The 16429-nt window shown below is 69.3% G+C and carries 17 protein-coding genes; 9 read left to right on the forward strand and 8 right to left on the reverse strand.

Annotation, left to right across the window (positions count from 1 at the left end; genetic code table 11):
• The 4 genes from JWP60_RS17630 to JWP60_RS17645 form a co-directional block, all read left to right on the forward strand.
• On the forward strand, window positions 1–187 hold a 187-nt coding region (locus JWP60_RS17630; protein ID WP_299794268.1), incomplete at its 5' end, for a hypothetical protein.
• A gap of 179 nt (window positions 188–366) precedes the next feature.
• Window positions 367–786 (forward strand): tripartite tricarboxylate transporter TctB family protein, encoded by a 420-nt coding sequence (locus JWP60_RS17635; protein ID WP_299794270.1) that lies wholly within the window; start codon window positions 367–369, stop codon window positions 784–786.
• A 4-nt stretch (window positions 787–790) separates the two neighbouring features.
• Window positions 791–2305: a tripartite tricarboxylate transporter permease gene (locus tag JWP60_RS17640; RefSeq protein ID WP_299794272.1), complete on the forward strand. Its 1515-nt coding sequence runs from the start codon at window positions 791–793 to the stop codon at window positions 2303–2305.
• Between the two features lie 280 nt (window positions 2306–2585).
• A complete protein-coding gene (locus tag JWP60_RS17645) occupies window positions 2586–3707 on the forward strand; it encodes an ISL3 family transposase (RefSeq protein WP_299794274.1) in 1122 nt (373 codons plus the stop codon).
• 267 nt (window positions 3708–3974) lie between these two features.
• Here the strand turns inward: JWP60_RS17645 and JWP60_RS17650 are convergent, their stop codons facing one another.
• From JWP60_RS17650 to JWP60_RS17665, 4 genes are all read right to left on the reverse strand, one after another.
• On the reverse strand, window positions 3975–4994 hold the full coding sequence (locus JWP60_RS17650) for an aldo/keto reductase (protein WP_299794276.1): 1020 nt from the start codon (window positions 4992–4994) through the stop codon (window positions 3975–3977).
• Window positions 4995–5043: 49 nt separating this feature from the next.
• Window positions 5044–6018 carry a tripartite tricarboxylate transporter substrate binding protein gene (locus tag JWP60_RS17655; protein ID WP_299794277.1) on the reverse strand — a complete coding sequence of 325 codons (975 nt, stop codon included), beginning with the start codon at window positions 6016–6018 and terminating at the stop codon, window positions 5044–5046.
• A 276-nt stretch (window positions 6019–6294) separates the two neighbouring features.
• Window positions 6295–6669, reverse strand: a complete 375-nt coding sequence (locus tag JWP60_RS17660) for a response regulator (RefSeq protein WP_299794278.1) — start codon at window positions 6667–6669, stop codon at window positions 6295–6297.
• Between the two features lie 251 nt (window positions 6670–6920).
• The gene (locus JWP60_RS17665; RefSeq protein ID WP_299794280.1) at window positions 6921–7925 is read right to left on the reverse strand and encodes a tripartite tricarboxylate transporter substrate binding protein; all 1005 of its coding nucleotides are present in this window, start codon (window positions 7923–7925) and stop codon (window positions 6921–6923) included.
• A gap of 110 nt (window positions 7926–8035) precedes the next feature.
• On the opposite strand from JWP60_RS17665, the gene JWP60_RS17670 reads away from it, so the two are divergent.
• Window positions 8036–8302 (forward strand): hypothetical protein, encoded by a 267-nt coding sequence (locus JWP60_RS17670; protein ID WP_299794283.1) that lies wholly within the window; start codon window positions 8036–8038, stop codon window positions 8300–8302.
• Between the two features lie 11 nt (window positions 8303–8313).
• Here the strand turns inward: JWP60_RS17670 and JWP60_RS17675 are convergent, their stop codons facing one another.
• Entirely contained in the window at window positions 8314–8505 is a 192-nt protein-coding gene (locus tag JWP60_RS17675; RefSeq protein WP_299794286.1) for a hypothetical protein, read from the reverse strand.
• Between the two features lie 101 nt (window positions 8506–8606).
• A complete protein-coding gene (locus tag JWP60_RS17680; protein ID WP_299794289.1) occupies window positions 8607–9050 on the reverse strand; it encodes a MarR family winged helix-turn-helix transcriptional regulator in 444 nt (147 codons plus the stop codon).
• A gap of 118 nt (window positions 9051–9168) precedes the next feature.
• Here JWP60_RS17680 and JWP60_RS17685 point away from each other — a divergent pair, with 118 nt between their 5' ends.
• Window positions 9169–10599: an MATE family efflux transporter gene (locus JWP60_RS17685; RefSeq protein ID WP_299794291.1), complete on the forward strand. Its 1431-nt coding sequence runs from the start codon at window positions 9169–9171 to the stop codon at window positions 10597–10599.
• Window positions 10600–10732: 133 nt separating this feature from the next.
• Here JWP60_RS17685 and JWP60_RS17690 read toward each other — a convergent pair whose 3' ends face one another.
• Window positions 10733–11191 (reverse strand): hypothetical protein, encoded by a 459-nt coding sequence (locus JWP60_RS17690; RefSeq protein WP_299794294.1) that lies wholly within the window; start codon window positions 11189–11191, stop codon window positions 10733–10735.
• A 196-nt stretch (window positions 11192–11387) separates the two neighbouring features.
• Between JWP60_RS17690 and JWP60_RS17695 the strand changes: the two genes are divergently transcribed.
• Genes JWP60_RS17695 through JWP60_RS17705 form a run of 3 tightly spaced genes read left to right on the forward strand, consistent with a single transcriptional unit; the run spans window position 11388 to window position 15481 of the window.
• The gene (locus tag JWP60_RS17695) at window positions 11388–11855 is read left to right on the forward strand and encodes a DUF3237 domain-containing protein (protein WP_299794297.1); all 468 of its coding nucleotides are present in this window, start codon (window positions 11388–11390) and stop codon (window positions 11853–11855) included.
• 52 nt (window positions 11856–11907) lie between these two features.
• Window positions 11908–13650 carry an ABC transporter transmembrane domain-containing protein gene (locus tag JWP60_RS17700; RefSeq protein ID WP_299794300.1) on the forward strand — a complete coding sequence of 581 codons (1743 nt, stop codon included), beginning with the start codon at window positions 11908–11910 and terminating at the stop codon, window positions 13648–13650.
• Window positions 13640–15481 (forward strand): ABC transporter transmembrane domain-containing protein, encoded by a 1842-nt coding sequence (locus tag JWP60_RS17705; protein WP_299794302.1) that lies wholly within the window; start codon window positions 13640–13642, stop codon window positions 15479–15481. The genes JWP60_RS17700 and JWP60_RS17705 overlap by 11 nt, the downstream gene beginning before the upstream one ends.
• Here JWP60_RS17705 and JWP60_RS17710 read toward each other — a convergent pair.
• Window positions 15462–16352, reverse strand: coding sequence for a LysR family transcriptional regulator (locus JWP60_RS17710; protein ID WP_299794305.1), 891 nt, complete (start codon window positions 16350–16352; stop codon window positions 15462–15464). The genes JWP60_RS17705 and JWP60_RS17710 overlap by 20 nt on opposite strands.
• Window positions 16353–16429: the final 77 nt, after the last annotated feature.

A 16429-nucleotide genomic window follows, 5' to 3' on the forward strand; every position in this document is an offset into this window, starting at 1 on the left:
GCAGGCCGGGCCCGAGCGGCAGGCGCCGACCCGGGCCACCGGCGCCCCGGCGCCGGTCGCGGCACGCAGCAGCAACCTGCCGGCGACAGGCGGCGTCGAGCAGACCTCGCTGCCCGTGGACGACGGCGTGCCCACGGCAGCCGACAAGAGCCGCGCCGGCTTCGGCCATTGCCACGAGGGCCTGTAGGGCCGCGCTTTCCTTGCGCCGCCGTGCGTCTGCCCGGCGGCGTAACCGTGTCCGGCACAGCTCATCCCGGGCGCTTGCCGGTAACCGTACGTGTATTTCCCAACCAGCCAGGTCAGCTTCCGGTCAGGTGAGTAACAGGAACATCGCGGATTCCCCTGCTCCATCGCAATTCCCAACGCATGAACAACCGCAATCTGGCCAGAGGCTTGCTCCTCATGGCGATCTCCCTGCTATTTGGCCTCACGGCGCTGCACTACCCCATCGGCGACTTCAGCCGAGGCGGCCCGGGCCTGTTCCCGACCATCGTCAGCGGACTGCTGTTCATCATCGGCCTGGCCACCGCGATCCGCGCGCGCTTCGTCGACCGGGTGCCGCTTGACATCAACCCGCGCAACATCTCCATCGTGCTGGGCAGCCTCGTCGGCTTCGCGGTCATCTCGCGCTTGAACATGATGGTCGGGATCATCGTCCTGGTGTTCGTCGCCACCGCGGCGGGCACCTCCTACTCCTGGGTGCGCAACGTCAAGATCTCCTTCGTGCTGATCCTGATCGCGCTCGCCTTCCAGAGATTCCTCGGCGTCAACCTCCCCCTGTACTGATCTGATGGAAACCCTACACAACCTTGCGTTTGGCTTCGAGCACGCGCTCACGATCCAGAACCTGCTGTTCTGCGCCCTCGGGTGCACGGTGGGTACGCTCGTCGGCCTGCTGCCCGGGCTGGGTCCGCTGGCCACGATCAGCCTGCTGCTGCCGCTGACCTATTCGATCCCGACGACGGGCGCGCTGATCATGCTGGCCGGTATCTATTACGGCGCGCAGTACGGCGATTCGGTCTCGGCGATCACCATGAAGATCCCGCACGCGAGTTCCATCGTCGCCTGTATCGACGGCTACGCGATGACGCTCAAGGGCAAGACCGGCCTGGCGCTGTTCACCGCCGGTGTCTCGAGCTTCATCGGCGGCACCATCGCGATCCTGGTGCTGGCGTTCCTGGCCCCGAGCCTGGGCGAAGTGGCCTTCCTGTTCGGTCCCGCGGACTACTGCGCGCTGATGCTGGTCGGCTTCGTGTGCGTGAGCTTCGTCACCACCGGCAGCCTGCTCAATGGCCTGGCCATGTGCCTGATCGGCGTGCTCCTGGGCCAGATCGGCACCGACGTGAACAGCGGCATGCAGCGCTTCACGATGGACCTGCCCTTCCTGGCCGACGGCGTCGGCATCGTCAGCATCGCGCTGGGCTGCTTCGGTATCGCCGAAATCACCAAGAACCTCGATGCCCGCGAAGAGCGTTCGCCCTTCAACGGCAAGATCAAGCTGATGCCGACCTGGCCGGAGTTCAAGCGGATCCTCCCGAGCGCCATCCGCGGCGGCCTGATCGGCTCCGCGCTGGGCATCCTGCCCGGCGGCGGCCCGACGATCGCGCAGTTCGCGGCCTACGCCATCGACAAGAAGTTCAGCAAGTACAAGCACGAGATCGGCACCGGCTGCATCGAAGGCGTGGCCGGCCAGGCTGCCGCCGACGAAGCCGCCGCCCGCACCAGCTTCATCCCGCTGATGTCGATCGGCATCCCCGAGAACGCCGTGATGGCGCTGATGCTTGCCGCGTTCATCATCAAGGGCATCCAGCCGGGTCCCAACATGATCGCCTCGCACCCGGAACTGTTCTGGGGCCTGGTCGCGTCGATGTGGGTCGGCAACGTGTTCCTGATCACGCTGAACGTGCCGCTGGTGCGCTACTGGCTGTCGGTCTTCAAGATCCCGTACGTCGTGCTGTTCCCGTCGATCCTGTTCTTCTGCTGCATCGGCACCTTCAGCATCAACAACAACCTCGATGACATCTTCATCACGTCGCTGTTCGGCCTGATCGGCTACCTGTTCATGAAGATGGAACTCGATGCCGCCCCGCTGATGCTGGGCTTCATCCTGGGCCCGATGCTGGAAGAGAACTTCCGCCGTGCGCTGCTCCTCTCGCGCGGCAGCTTCACGATCTTCGTCACGCGCCCGATCAGCGGTACGCTGATGGGACTGATCGCGATCTTCGTGATCTGGCAGGTGGCCTCGTTCGTCATGCAGGCGCGCGGTCGCAAGGCCGCCGCCCTGCAGGCGGCCCCCGCCGCATAAGGCGTAGCGCCACCGGCTGCCGCGAGGCAGCGGGCAGGCAGCAAGCGCCCAGCCCTCCCTCCGCCCACGGCCTCACGGTCGTGGGCGGATTTTTTTGGTTCTTCGCGGAAGTCCGGGGCGTGCCCAAAAAGGAGAGCGGTGCTGACTCGGCCATGATGGTTGTGCGACCAATCATCAAAGAACCGAGGGCACCGCTCAGATGCGAGAGGATAAAGGCTGCCTGCCCTTTTGGCAGGGTTTTCGGGTAGCGGATTTGCAGGTAGAGGAGCAGGTGGTCAGGGTGCAATTGCATCCGAGCGACCTGGCAAACCTGCGTTGCGGCCGCTGCGGCCAGGCGGCCCAGGGCCTGCACGAGCGGGTGCGGCGCTCGATCCGGGACTTGCCCATGCTCGGGCGCACCGTGTGGCTGGACGTGCAGTTGCGGCGAGTTTGCTGCGGCCAGTGCGGCACGCGCATGCAGCAGATTGGTTGGCTCGATCGGCATGCCCGATTGACCAAGCGCTTGGCCGAGGCCGTGGCACTGTGGTGTGCAAAGCTGCCGATCAAGCACGTAGCCGAGATGTTCGGGCTGCACTGGACGACGGTGCGAGAGATCGATCGCAGACGCTTGCAGGCTTTCGTGGCAGCCTTGCCACCGGCGCAGCCGCGGCGGCTCGTCATGGATGAATTTGCCTTGTACAAGGGCCATCGCTACGCCAGCGTGGTGCTCGATGCCGACACCCGTCGGGTACTGTGGATTGGCGAGGGCCGCAGTCGTGCAGCGGTGCGCCCCTTCTTCGAATCGCTTGGTCGGCAAGGCTGCGCCCGCATCCAGGCAGTGGCCATGGACATGAATACCGCCTTCGATCTGGAAGTGCGGCAGCACTGTGCGCACGCGCGCATCGTCTACGACCTGTTCCACGTCGTGGCCAAGTACGGCCGCGAGGTGATCAGCCGGGTGCGCGTGGACGCGGCCAACCAGTTGCGCCATGACAAGCCGGCACGGCGTGTGGTCAAGCAGTCGCATTGGTTGCTGCTGCGAAACCCGGCCGGGCTCCAACCTGGCGAACGCATCCGGCTCGATGAAGTCTTGCAGGCCAACCAGCCGCTGTTGACGGTCTACCTGATGGCCGAGCAGCTCAAGAGTCTCTGGAAGGCCTCATGTCCGTGGCAATGGCGCCGCCTCTGGAAGGACTGGCTGACCCAGGCCAGGGATAGCGAGATTCCAGCGCTCATGCAGTTCGCCGCCCGCCTGCGCCCGTACTGGCGCGGCATCGTCTCACGCGTACGCTGGCCCATGCACACGGGGCAGCTCGAAGGCATCAACAACAAGATCAAGGTGATCAAGCGTCAGGCCTTCGGCTACCGCGATGCCGACTACTTCTTCCTGAAGATCAAAGCAGCCTTCCCCGGTAATCCGTGAAGAACCATTTTTTTTGGGTCGGCTGCCGCGCGGCGGGCCGGTAGTGCCAGCGCCGCAAGACCCCGCTCTACGAAGTCACTGCCGATGAGCATCGAGCCATTTTCCGGCTCGACGGTACTTGGCGGCGCCGCCGGGATCGGCATCATCCGCAAGTGACGGCAACGCGCGCGGTCGTGCCGCGCGCGCAAGTTTGGGTGGGCGCTCTCCGAGGATTTCCTGCGGGCGGTGAGAAACCGCAGGGCGCCGGAGGGGGCGCCCCACCCTCCTTCAGGAGTGACCGAGCACCGCGCGCGGCTCGTACGGCGCTTCCAGCAGCGCCGCCTCTTCCTCGCTGAGCGCCACGTCCACCGCGTCCGCGGCCTGCTCGATCTGGTACGCCTTGCTCACCCCGGCGATCGGCGCCGTCACGCCCTTGTGCAGCAGCCACGCATAGGCGAGCGTCGCCGGCGGTACGCCGCGTTGGGTGGCCAGCGTGTGCAGCGCCTGCCGCACCTGCAGGTCGGCCGTTCGACCGTAGAAGTTGCGCGCCGTGGTGTCGGCCTCGCTGCGCGCGGAGTCGCGCGTGTTGGTGGCCGGGTCGCTCACCAGGAAGCCGCGCGCCAGCGGGCTCCACGGGATCAGCGCCACGCCGGCATCGTGGCACAGCGGGTTCATCTCGCGCTCTTCCTCGCGGTACACGAGGTTGTAGTGGTTCTGCATGCTGGCAAAGCGTGTCCAGCCGTGCGCCTGCGCCAGGTGCTGCGCCTTGGCGAACTGCCAGGCCCACATGCTGCTGGCACCCAGATAGCGCACCTTGCCTGCCTTCACGACCTCGTGCAGCGCCTCGAGCGTTTCTTCCAGCGGCGTCTCGCTGTCGAAGCGATGCATCTGGTACAGGTCAATGTAGTCGGTGCCGAGGCGCTTGAGCGAGGCATCGACGGCGTGGAAGATGCGCTTGCGGCTCAGGCCATCGAGGTTGGGCTTGCGCCGGAACGAGGCATGGTCGACGCCGTCGAATGCCAGGTCCACCGGATTGAAGACCTTGGTGGCGATCACCACCTCCTCGCGCCGCGCACCCGGGAACAGTTCCGCCAGGCAGCGGCCCGTGACCTCCTCGGAGGCGCCGCCCGAATAGGTGTCGGCCGTATCGAAGAAATTGATGCCGCGCTCCACGGCCTGCCGAAAGAGCGGCCGCGCCGCCGCCTCGTCGAGGATCCACGGACGCCAGGCCGGCGAGCCGAAGGTGAGCGTGCCCAGGCAGATGCGCGACACCTTCAGGCCGGTGGCGCCGAGTCGAACGTAGTGCATGGCAAGGCGCCCGCGCGCACGCGGCGCGGCGGGCGTGGGTGAAGGGCGTTTATTGCGGCTCGACGCCGGCGGCCTTGAGAATGCGGCCGTACTCCGCCGAGTCCTTGCGGATCATCGCGCCCATGTCGGCGCTGGTCCCGCCCAGCGGCTCCAGGGCGATCTCGGCGAGCACCTTGCCCAGGTCACCATGCAGCGCCTTGTTCAATTCGGCGTTCACGCGATCCACGACAGCCTTGGGCGTGCCGGCCGGCGCGACCACGCCGATCCAGGTGATCGACTCGTAGCCCGGCAAGCCGGACTCCGCCACCGTCGGCAGGTTGGGCAGCAGAGGCGAACGCCTGGCGCCGGTGATCGCCAGGGCGCGCAGCTTGCCGTCCTTGTCCTTGGCAAACGGCAGCGCGGTCGGCGAGGTTTCGAACATCGCCTCGATCTGGCCGCCCAGCAGGTCGTTCAGGGCCGGGGCGCCGCCCTTGTAGGGGACGTGCAGCACCGTCACTCCGGCACTGGCGGTGAACTGGCGCGCGGCGATGTCCTGGCCCGTGCCGATACCGGCGCTGCCCATGCTGATCTTGCCCGGCTGCTTCTTCGCCAGTGCGATCAGCTCCTGCACGTTCTTCACTGGCAGCGAGGGATGCACCAGCAGGATGTTCGGCTGGTTGGCCAGCCGGATCACGGGCGTGAAGTCCTTGAACGGGTCGAAGCCGGTGCGCTTGTACAGGAACTGATTGGCCGCCAGCACACCGGAGCTGGTGACGAACAGGGTCTGGCCGTCGGCGGGCGACCGGGCCGCGACCTCCGCGCCGATGTTGCCCGACGCACCCGCGCGGTTGTCCACCACCACGGACTGGCCGATCGCGTCGCCGAGGTATTTGCCGGCGGCGCGCGCCACCATGTCGACGCTGCCCCCCGCCGGGAACGGGACGATCAGTCTGATCGGGCCGTTGGGCCAGGCCTGGGCCGAAGCACCGGTGGCGGCGGCAAGGAGCGCAAGGGCAAGCAGACCGCGACGCGTGCGGTGGATCATGGGTTCTCTCCTGGTTTCGGGAAGATGGAAGCGGGGGAAGGTCAGCGCCGGTCAGCGCTTCTCGTTTCTGTGTCTCGATGGCTTCGAGAACGACTTGCGTCGCTCCCATGATATCGGGGTACTCCTCGCCCGCCTCGATGCGCCCCAGCGTGCGCTTTTCGTCCGCATCATGGCAGCGCGCGCTCGGTCTCCGGCAGGAAAGATCCCGCTAATCTAGCCCGCCTGCGCGCAGCCGGAAAGCAAGTTATCTGGAGGCACCTTGATCGATTTTCTGGATCAGGGCCTGCGCCGCTCGGCCTGCAGCCAGATCACGAAGTCCCTGGTCTGCGTCTTGTCGAAGACCGCGTCGGCGCCCAGGCGCCGGCAATGGGCCTGGATGCCTGGCGTCGCGAAGGCGCTGAAGACCACGATGCGTCCCGCGGGATGCACCGCCTTGGCGTGCTGGATCACACCCATGCCCGACCCCTGGTCGAGAACGAGGTCGACGATCGCCAGGTCCCAGGCGCCTCGATGGTCGTCCAGCCACAGCTTGGCTTCGCCCTCGCCATTGGTGGTCGCCACCAGCCGCAGGCCGCCGATCGTGGACAGCAGGTCCTCGATCAGCGAGCGCATCGTCACCAGGTCATCGACCAGGAACACTCGCAGTTCCATGATCGTCTCCGCATCAATGTTGTTGCATCGATTTTCGGAGTAGCGAGGCTCGTCGGTTCGCAATTGCCGCCGCGGGCCTACGGCCGCCAACGCCCCACAACGAGTCATGCGTGCGGCCTTGTCCGACGCGCACGACCAGCTCGTCAGCAGTGCCCTGGGAGCTGGCGCGGCCGTGCCACGCAGCCCTGCGCGCCAGGTCGCGCGAGCGAGTTCGCCGTTGCCGCGCACCTCGTGTCTGCGGGAACGGCAACTCAGTCGAGATGGATCTGCGCGCTCTTGACCACGCGGGCCCAACGCGGGATCTCGCGCGCGATCAACTGCCCGAAGGCCTGCGGGGTGGCGGGCGTCGGATCGGCGCCTTCGTTGGCCATGCGCGCGCGCACCTCGGCCGACTCGAGCGCCTTGTTCACATGCTGGTTCAGCAAGGTGACCACCGCGGCCGGCGTGCCGGCGGGAGCCACCAGCCCGTACCACTGGTCCGCCTCGAAATCCCTGGTGCCCGGGATGCCGCTCTCGGCGACCGTGGGCACGTCGGGCAACACCGGCAGGCGCCTGGGGCTGGACACGGCCAGCGCGCGCATGCGGCCCGCCTTGATGTGCGGCAGCAGCGCCGGCACGCCGGTGAAGAGCGCCTGCACCTGGCCCGCCAGCAGGTCGGTGATCGAGGGCGCGGTGCCGCGATAGGGAATGTGCAGCAGCGAGATGCCAGTCTGCAGCTTCAGGTACTCCATCGTCGTGTGCGCGGCGCTCCCGTTGCCGCCCGAGCCATAGGCCAGCGCGCCGGGCCTGGCCTTCGCCAGCGCCACGAATTCCTGGAGGGTGTGCGCCGGCACCGAGGGGCTCACCACCAGCACGTTGGGCACGCGGGCCACCCAGGCGACCGGCGCGAAGCTGTGCACCGGGTCGTATCCGAGCTTGGGATACAGCGCGGGGTTGATGGCCAGCGTGCCGATATGGCCCATGAACAGCGTGTAGCCGTCGGCCGCCGAGTGCGCGGCTCGCTCGCCGGCGAGGGAGCCGCCTGCGCCGGGCAGGTTGTCGATCACCACCGGCTGGCCCAGCGAGTGGCTGATCTCGGCGCCGACCGCGCGCGCCAGCACGTCGCTGGACCCCCCGGGCGTGAAGGGCACGATGATGTGGATGGCCCGCGCGGGCCACGCCTGCGCCAAGGCGGGCAGGGCAAGAGCGGCGGCGCCAGCGGCACCCGCGAGCAGCAGCTGGCGACGCTGCGGCAGGAATGCGGAGGAGGACTTCACGAGAGGGATGGTGGCAGCGGATGAGGTCGCGCAGTTTCGCACAGGCCTTTCGCGCGGGGCCGGCGCGGGCGCGACCCTGCCACGGGCAGCCGCCGCTAGACTGCCCTCGAATGGAAGCATCCTCCCTGATCGACTTGCTGCAGTGGCCCGCGATGGTGGCCAGCATCGTGGCAGCCTGGCTGGTGGCATCGACCCGCGCGGGTCGCCGCAACATCGGCTTCTGGGTCTTTCTGGCCAGCAACGTGCTGTGGACCCTGTGGGGTTGGCACACGAGCGCCTGGGCGCTGATCGTCCTGCAGGTGTCGCTGGCGCTGATGAACGTGCGCGGACTGAAGAAGACCGAACGCCTGCAGGAAAGCGGCCACGACACCGCCTGAGCGGATAGCGCTCAGGCGCGCGCGGTGCGCACGGCCAGCGCCAGCAGCAGCAAGGCAATGGCCGCGACCCAGGCGGCGACCACGCGGCCTGCCAGCGGCAGCACGCGTTCGGCCTGGCGGATGCGATGCAGGCACGGGTAGCCGGCGAGCGCTGCACCGACGAACGCCGCACGCCGGCCATCGCCGGCAGCAGTGCGCGCCACATCGCGACGATCGCCAGCCCCAGCACGATGACGGAGGTCGCGATCCCCGACTTCCCGCGGGAATGATCGCATAGCCGCCGCGGCATTCCGCGCCCGACCCGCTACCCGGAATGCCCCTCGGGCACGGCCCGCAGCAGCGTGCGCAATGCAGCCGCCTGGTCGGCGCCGAAATGGCGTTCGAAGGCCTGCTGCGCCCGGCGCCAGTGCGGCCGCGCGGCGGCCAGCGCCTGGCTGCCGCGGGGTGACAAGCGCACTTCCTTGCGCCGACGATCGCCCTGGGCCGCGGCGATCTCGAGCAGGCCGTCGCGCTCGAGCGGCGTCACGTTGCGCGTGATGGTGGTGCGGTCCATCACCATCGCCTCGGCCAGCTGCGCGATGCTGGCCGACCCGAGCCGATCGAGCTGCGCCAGGATCGCGTACTGCGTCGAGCGCAGGCCGCAGGCGGCGAGATGCTGGTCGTACAGCTGGCTGATCCAGCGGCCTGCCTGCCGCACCGCGAAGCAATGGCACACGTCCATGGGCGTCAATGCGCTGCGCTCAGCCATGGCGAAATCCCCTGGCAGGCGTGGGGGCGGGCAGGAATGTGCACATGCACCTATTATCGCGGCTGGCCGAATGCGTGCATATGCACGCAAACCTTGCGACCCCGATGCCGGAGTACCCATGACGCCAGCCTCTCGCCCCGAACCCGCCGCCGCGCCCCTGAGTGCGCGCACGCGCGAACTGCTGGAGGCGCCGATCGCGCCCACCCTCTTGCGCCTGGGCGCGCCCAACGTGCTGGTGATGGTGGCGCAGGCGGCGGCCGGACTGATCGAAACCTATTTCATCGGCAAGCTCGGTGTCGACGCACTGAGCGGTGTCGCGCTGGTCTTTCCCCTGGTGATGCTGATGCAGATGATGTCGGCGGGCGCCATCGGTGGCGGCATCTCCTCGGCGATCGCGCGCGCGCTCGGCGCCCGCCGCCGCGAGGACGCCGATGCACTGGTGCTGCACGCGCTGCTGATCTCGGCGCTGTTCGGCCTGGTCTTCACCGCGGCCGCATGGCTCGGCGGCGCAGCGCTGTACCGGCAGATGGGCGGCACCGGTGGCGCACTGCGCGTGGCGCTGGTGTATTCGGGCTGGGTGTTCTCCGGCGCCGTGCTGGTCTGGCTGTTCAACGCGCTGGCTTCGGTGCTGCGCGGCACCGGCAACATGGCGACTCCGGCGGCGGTGACCTGCATAGGCACGCTCCTGCTGGTGCCGCTGTCGCCGGCGCTGATCTTCGGCATCGGCCCGATCCCGGCGCTGGGCGTCGCCGGCGGCGCGATCGCGCTGCTGCTGTACTACCTGCTCGGTGGCGCGTGGCTCGCCTGGTACGTGGCCTCGGGCCGCGGCGTGATGACGCCGCGGCTGCGCGGCTTCCAGCTGCGGCGGCCGCTGCTCCTCGACATCCTGCGCGTGGGCCTGGCGGGCGCGGTGTCCACGGTCGCGACCAACGTGTCGATCGGCATCGCCACCGCGCTCACCGGCGCCTACGGCACGGCGGCGATCGCCGGCTACGGCACCGCCTCGCGCCTGGAGTACCTGCTGGTGCCGCTGGTGTTCGGCCTGGGCGGGCCGCTGGTCGCGATGGTGGGGACGGCCATGGGCGCGCAGTTGCCGCAGCGCGCACTGCGCGCAACCTGGATCGCCGCGGCGATGGCGGTGCTGATGACGGAAGCGATCGGGCTGGTCGCCGCGGCCTATCCCGCGGCATGGCTGCGCCTCTTCAGCGAAGACCCGGCGGTGATCGCCGCCGGCAGCGCCTACCTGCGCGCCGTCGGGCCCTGCTACGGCTTCTTCGGCCTCGGCCTGCTGCTGTACTTCGCATCGCAGGGCGCAGGGCGCCTCAAGTGGCCGGTGATCGGCAACCTGGCCCGGCTGGCGGTCGCCGGGCTCGGAGGCTGGTTGGCGGCGCGGGCGGGTTGGGGTCTGCCGGGCGTGTTCGCGGCGCAGGGTGCGGCGCTCGTCGTCTACGGATTGCTCAATGCGGCCGCGGTTGCTGGCGGTGCGTGGTTCGGCCCGATCGGCTGGCCGCGCGGAAATGCGAGGCTGCTGCGCCGTCATGCGGCCTGAATGCCGGGCTGTATCGTAGGCTGGGCTGCCGCAGGCACCCCAGCGTTTTGCGCACCGAAGCTGGGTGCCTGCGGCAGCCCAGCCTACAAAAAAGGCCGGCAACAGCCGGCCTCGATGCGACGCGCCGATCCGTTTACGGCTGCTGGTTCGGCACGCCGTTCACGATCGTGCTGGCTTCGCCGGCGCGGTCGGGAACGCGCGAGGTCGCGGTCGCGCCGCCGTAGCCCGTGCCCCAGCCGCTGTGATAGGTCTCGGGACTCCAGTTGATGTTCGGCTGCACGTAGACCGACGAGGGATACACGGTGGTCGTTTCGTAGACCACGCTCGGCGGCCCGCCCAGCACAGTCGTGTCGTACATCGGGCCGGCGCCGAGGACGGTGCTGTCGACCACCGGGGCGGGCAACGGACCGCCCATGTCATAGGAGTACGAATACGACGGGTCGTTGCTGGTCAGCATGTTGGGCGCGCCACCGGTCATGGTGCTGGCCTCGCCGGCCTGCATGGGCGAGTTGAAGGTCTCGGCCTGGGCGACGCCCGCGACGGCGACGACGGCGGCAACCACGAGGGCTCGGGAAAGAAGAGGCTTGTTCATCAGAAACTCCGTGCTGTGCTTTGGAAGGCCCGGCATCGCGCCGGGGCGTAGGGAACATGTTGGTCCACTCCCTCGCGTGCCCTATCGGACGTGCCCGGTGCCGCCGGTAGGACGATTCGCGGCGGCGGTAGTGCCCGCTCCGACGCCATGAGGGCACGCGAGCTCGCTATGCTTGGCGCAGTTCATCCGCACTCCCATGCCCCTTGCAGCCGCCCCCGCCCTCACCTTCTTCGCCGACCTGTCCGTGCAGGTGGCGGCACCGCACGAGATCGGCAGCACGCCGGGCGGCCGCCGGCGGGTCATCCCCATCACGGGTGGCGAGGTGCGTGGCGAAGGCTGGCAGGCTCGCGTGCTGCCCGGCGGTGCCGACTTCCAGCTGATCGTCGGCGAGACCCTGGCCCGACTGGATGCGCGCTACGTGCTGGAGACCGATGGCGGCGATCTCATCTTCGTGCAGAACCAGGCGATCCGCGTGGCCTCGGCCGAAGTCACCGCCAGGCTGATGCGCGGCGAGCCGGTCGATCCGGCGCAGGTGTACTTCCGCTGCGTGCCCGCTTTCGAAACCGCCGCGCCAGCGCTGGCCTGGATCAACGAGCGCCTGTTCGTGGGCACCGGCGTGCGCTGTCCCGACCGGGTCGAGATCTCGGTGTTCGCGCTGGGCTGAGCGTGCGCGCGGCGAGCCCCGCCCCCTGCGCAACAATCGCGCTGGATTCCGCATGTCCCTCTACCGCCTGATCGCCAACTTCGTGCTGCGCCACCGCGCCGCCTATGCAACCTCGGCGGTGATGCTGGTCGCCATCGCGGTGCTGCTGGTCTGGATCCCGCGGCAGATCGGCCATGTGGTCGACGGGCTGGTCGCGAATCGCCTTCCGCGGGACGCGCTGCTGCACGAGCTGGGCTGGCTGCTGGGAGCCGGTGCCGCGGTCTATTTCCTGCGCGTCGGCTGGCGGCTGCGCCTCTATGCGGCGTCCTACCGCATCGGCGTGGAGTTGCGCGAGCGGCTCTATGCGCGCCTGAGCCTGCAGGGCGCCTCCTTCTACCAGGACCAGCGCACCGGCAACCTGATGGCGCTGGCCACCAACGACATCGACGCCGTCGAGATGGCCGCCGGCGAGGCGATGCTCGCCGGCTTCGACGGCTCGCTCACGCTGGTGCTGGTGGTCGGCACGATGTCGCTCGGCGTCGACTGGCGGCTGGCTGCCTTCGCGATCCTGCCGTTCCCGCTGATGGCGCTGGGCTTCGCGCGCATCTCGCGCCACGTGCACGAGGCCTCCCGCCTGTCGCTGGAGCGCTTCGGCGCGCTCAACGACCACGTGCAGGAGACCCTGGCCGGCGTTCGCACCGTACGCGCTCTGGGCCTGCAGGCGCGCAGTGAAGCGCAGTTCGTGCAGCTGGCCGCTCACGCCTCGCAGGCAAGCCTCGCGGCGCAGCAATGGGAGGCCGCCTACGAGCCGGCGGTGGGCTTCACCTTCGCGACCGCCACCGCGCTCGCGCTGGGGGTGGGCAGCTGGCTGGTGTGGCATGGCCAGCTGACCGTGGGCCAGCTCACCAGCTTCAGCCTCTATCTCGGCCAGTTGATCTGGCCCATGTTCGCGGCGGGTTGGGTGCTGTCGCTGCTGGAGCGGGGCAAGGCGGCGTGGGGCCGCCTCGAGCCCGTGCTCGAGGCGCCGCTGAGTGTCGACGACCACGGCACGGTGCCACGCGTGAGCCCCGGCCCCATCGTCCTCGACCGCGTCCAGTTCCGCTACGGCGAGGCGGCCCGGCCGGCGCTGGACGGCGTCTCGCTGCAGCTGGCGCCGGGCCGCACGCTGGGCCTGGTCGGGCCGACCGGCGCCGGCAAATCGACCCTGCTGCGCCTGCTGCTGCGGCATCAGGCACCGGCGGCCGGCGTGCTGCGCTGGAATGAGGTGCCGCTGCCGCAGTACACGCTGGACGCCTTGCGCGCGGCGATCGCCTGGGTGCCGCAGGAGGCCTTCCTCTTTTCCGCCTCGGTGGCCGAGAACATCGCGCTCGCGCGGCCGGATGCCACCCGAGCGGAGATCGAGCACGTCGCGCGCCTCGCCGCCGTGCACGAGGACATCCAGCGGCTGCCACGCGGCTACGACACGCCGGTGGGCGAGCGCGGCGTCACGCTCTCGGGCGGACAGCGCCAGCGCGTGGCGATCGCCCGCGCACTGCTGGCCGATGCGCCGCTGCTCCTGCTTGACGACGCGCTGTCGGCGGTCGACACCGACACCGAGGCGCGCATCCTCGCCCACTTGCGCGAAGCCCGCGTGGGTCGCACCGTGGTGATCGTGAGCCATCGCCTGAGCGCGGTGGCGGATGCCGACCACGTCGTGGTGCTGCGCGAGGGGCGCGTCGCCGAACAAGGCACGCACGCGGCGCTGGTCGCGGGCCAGGGCTGGTATGCGCGCCAGTGGCGTTATCAGCAACTGCAGGCGAGCCTCGATGCCGACTGAAGCGATTGCCAGCCCCAAGCCGTCGCAGCCCGCCCAGCCCCGCACACGCGTGTGGGGCGAAGCCGCCGCCCTGCTGCTGCGCGCCGCGGCGCCGGAGCGCCTCCTGCGGCAGGGCGTGCTGTGGCTCTTGCTCGCTGCCGGACTCGAGGCACTGGGGCCGATTGCCGGCAAGACGCTGATCGACAACTACCTGCTGCCGCGGCACGCGAATTTGCCGGCCATGGCCGGTCTGCTGCTCGGGGCGCTGCTGGCCGGGCTGGTGGCGAGCTGGGTGCGCTATCGCCAGCTGGTGCGCATGGCGGGCGTGGCGATGCGCTCGGTGCAGCGCATCCGCGAGGCGGTGTACCGCCACGTGCTGCGCCTGCCCATGGCCTTCTTCGACCATGCCATCACCGGCCAGTTGGTGAGCCGCGTCACCAACGACACTGAGGCCGTGAAGGCGCTCTACGTGCAGGTGCTGTTCGTGATCCTCGACAGCGTGATCATCCTGGTGGGCGCGATGGCCGCGATGCTGTGGCTGCAGTGGCGGCTGATGCTGATCGTCGCCGCGCTGGTGCCGGTGGTGGCGCTGATCGTGGTGCTGTACCAGCGGCTCTCGGCCCCGGCGGTGACGCGCACCCGCGAGCTGCGCAGCGAACTGAATGCGCAGGTGGCGGAGTCGATTGCCGGCATGCCGGTGCTGCAGGCGGCCAATGCCGCGGCGCGCTTTCGCGCCCGCTTCGATGCGCTCAACGAGGGGCACTACCGCTCGCGCCGGCGCGAGCTGCGGGCCAACGCCTGGCTGCTGCGGCCGGTGCTGGACTTCCTCAACGTGCTGCTGCTGGCGGTGGTGCTGGGCGTGTTCGGGCTCGGCACGGACGGTGGCGCCCTGAGCGCCGCGCAGGTCGGCGTGCTGTATGCCTTCATCAGCTACATCTCGCGCGTGGTGGAGCCGCTGATCCAGATCACCATGCAGTTCTCGCAGCTGCAGCAGGCCTTGATCAGCGCCTCGCGGGTGCAGGCCCTGCTCGCGCAGGCGGAGGCGCCCGTGGCCAGCGACCAGGGACGCGTGAGCCGCGGCGAGATCGCCATCGAGCACCTCACCTTCGCCTACCAGCCGGGGCGGACCGTGCTGCACGATATCGCGCTGCGCATCCCCGCCGGCAGCTTCCACGGCATCGTCGGCCACACCGGCAGCGGCAAGAGCACGCTGCTGTCCTTGCTGCTGCGCTTCTATGCGCCGGGGGCGGGCCGCATCCGCATCGACGGCGTGCCGCTGGAGGCGATTGGCGAAAAGGCCTTCCGCGCCAGCGTCGGCCTGGTGCCGCAGGAGCCCTTCCTGCTGGCCGCCAGCGCGCGCGAGAACATCGCGATGGGCCGGCCCCTGAGCGATGCGCAGATCGAGGCTGCCGCCCGCGCGGCGCATGCGCACGAATTCATCCTGGGCCTGGAGCGCGGCTACGACACGCCGCTGGGTGAAGGCGGCGCGCGCCTGTCGGTCGGCCAGAAGCAGCTGCTGGCGATCGCCCGCGCGCTGGCCGGCGAGCCGCGCATCCTGTTGCTGGATGAGGCCACCTCGCACATCGATTCGGAAACCGAGCAGGTGGTGCAGCGCGCGCTGACGCAGCTGCGCGGCCGGGTGACGATCGTCGCCATCGCGCATCGACTGTCGACGGTGCGCGATGCCGACCGCATCGTGGTGCTGCACCACGGCCGCATCGCCGAACTCGGCACGCATGCGCAGCTGATGGCGATCGACGGCGGGCTCTACCAGCGGCTGTACCAGTTGCAGCAGCTCGAGGACGACCCGCCGGAAGACGTGGCAGCCGCCCTCAGCGGGCCGGCTCCCTGAAGGCCAGCAACAGTTGCCGGAACAAGTCGGGCCCCGCGCGCAACGGGCGGCCGCGGCGGCGGATGATGCCGATCGTGCGACTGAGCGTCGGCTCCTCCAGGGGGATGCTCACCAGTCGGCTGCGTGGCGGCATGGCCAGGCGCGGCACGACGCCCACGCCGAGTCCCGCTTCCACCAGGCTCACCAGGGCCGGCACGTGGCGCACTTCGCAGAACCACTCCGGCTTGTCCTCGACCTGCGCCAATGCCTGGTCCATGAGGAAGCGGTTGCCGCTGCCGTGCGCCAGCGAGACGTAGTCGATCCTGGCGAGCTCGGCCCAGGTCAGGCGCTTGCGGCTCGCCAGCGCGTGCTCGCGCGGGCAGGCCACGACGAAGGGATCGTCCAGCAGCGGCTCGAAGTCGATGTCGGGCTCCTGCGTGCCGATGTAGGTCAGCCCCAGGTCCGCCTCGCCGTTGGCCACCGCCAGCAGGATATCGGCCGAGGACTCGTCGATCAGGCGCACGCGAATGCGCGGGCGCTGCCGATGGAACTCGCCGATCACGGCCGGCAGGAAGTGCCCCACCGCCGAGGGGACGCAGGCAACGGTGATTTCGCCCGAGATGCGATCGGCGAAATCGGCGACCCCCAGCAGCGCGTTCTCCAGCTCGTTCATGACGGCGCGCGCCTTGTGCACGAAGGTGCGGCCGATGGTCGTGAGTTCGACGCGGCGCGTCGTGCGCACGAACAGGTCCACGCCGAGGGCTCCCTCCAGCTTGTCCACGCGGCGCGAGAGGGCGGATTGCGAAAGGTGCAGGCTTTCGGCGGCGGCGCGGAACGAGCCGAAGTCCGCCACGGCAAGAAAGCCGCGCAGGTCGGCGAGATCGAAATTCATGTGCGCGACGCAAGAGTTCTTCTGATCTTTGCACTTTACCGGTGAATCGCCCGCTGCCACCATCGCGCTTCGCCCCT

This window comes from Ramlibacter sp., assembly GCF_028291745.1.
GTDB lineage: Bacteria > Pseudomonadota > Gammaproteobacteria > Burkholderiales > Burkholderiaceae_C > Ramlibacter.

Bases quoted from the DNA above. Each gene is read 5' to 3' on its own strand.
- JWP60_RS17635 (WP_299794270.1), top strand. From the start codon at position 367: ATGAACAACCGCAATCTGGCCAGAGGCTTGCTCCTCATGGCGATCTCC.
- JWP60_RS17640 (WP_299794272.1), top strand. From the start codon at position 791: ATGGAAACCCTACACAACCTTGCGTTTGGCTTCGAGCACGCGCTCACG.
- JWP60_RS17650 (WP_299794276.1), bottom strand. From the start codon at position 4,994: ATGCACTACGTTCGACTCGGCGCCACCGGCCTGAAGGTGTCGCGCATC.
- JWP60_RS17655 (WP_299794277.1), bottom strand. From the start codon at position 6,018: ATGATCCACCGCACGCGTCGCGGTCTGCTTGCCCTTGCGCTCCTTGCC.
- JWP60_RS17660 (WP_299794278.1), bottom strand. From the start codon at position 6,669: ATGGAACTGCGAGTGTTCCTGGTCGATGACCTGGTGACGATGCGCTCG.
- JWP60_RS17670 (WP_299794283.1), top strand. From the start codon at position 8,036: ATGGAAGCATCCTCCCTGATCGACTTGCTGCAGTGGCCCGCGATGGTG.
- JWP60_RS17680 (WP_299794289.1), bottom strand. From the start codon at position 9,050: ATGGCTGAGCGCAGCGCATTGACGCCCATGGACGTGTGCCATTGCTTC.
- JWP60_RS17685 (WP_299794291.1), top strand. From the start codon at position 9,169: ATGACGCCAGCCTCTCGCCCCGAACCCGCCGCCGCGCCCCTGAGTGCG.
- JWP60_RS17690 (WP_299794294.1), bottom strand. From the start codon at position 11,191: ATGAACAAGCCTCTTCTTTCCCGAGCCCTCGTGGTTGCCGCCGTCGTC.
- JWP60_RS17695 (WP_299794297.1), top strand. From the start codon at position 11,388: ATGCCCCTTGCAGCCGCCCCCGCCCTCACCTTCTTCGCCGACCTGTCC.
- JWP60_RS17700 (WP_299794300.1), top strand. From the start codon at position 11,908: ATGTCCCTCTACCGCCTGATCGCCAACTTCGTGCTGCGCCACCGCGCC.
- JWP60_RS17705 (WP_299794302.1), top strand. From the start codon at position 13,640: ATGCCGACTGAAGCGATTGCCAGCCCCAAGCCGTCGCAGCCCGCCCAG.
- JWP60_RS17710 (WP_299794305.1), bottom strand. From the start codon at position 16,352: ATGAATTTCGATCTCGCCGACCTGCGCGGCTTTCTTGCCGTGGCGGAC.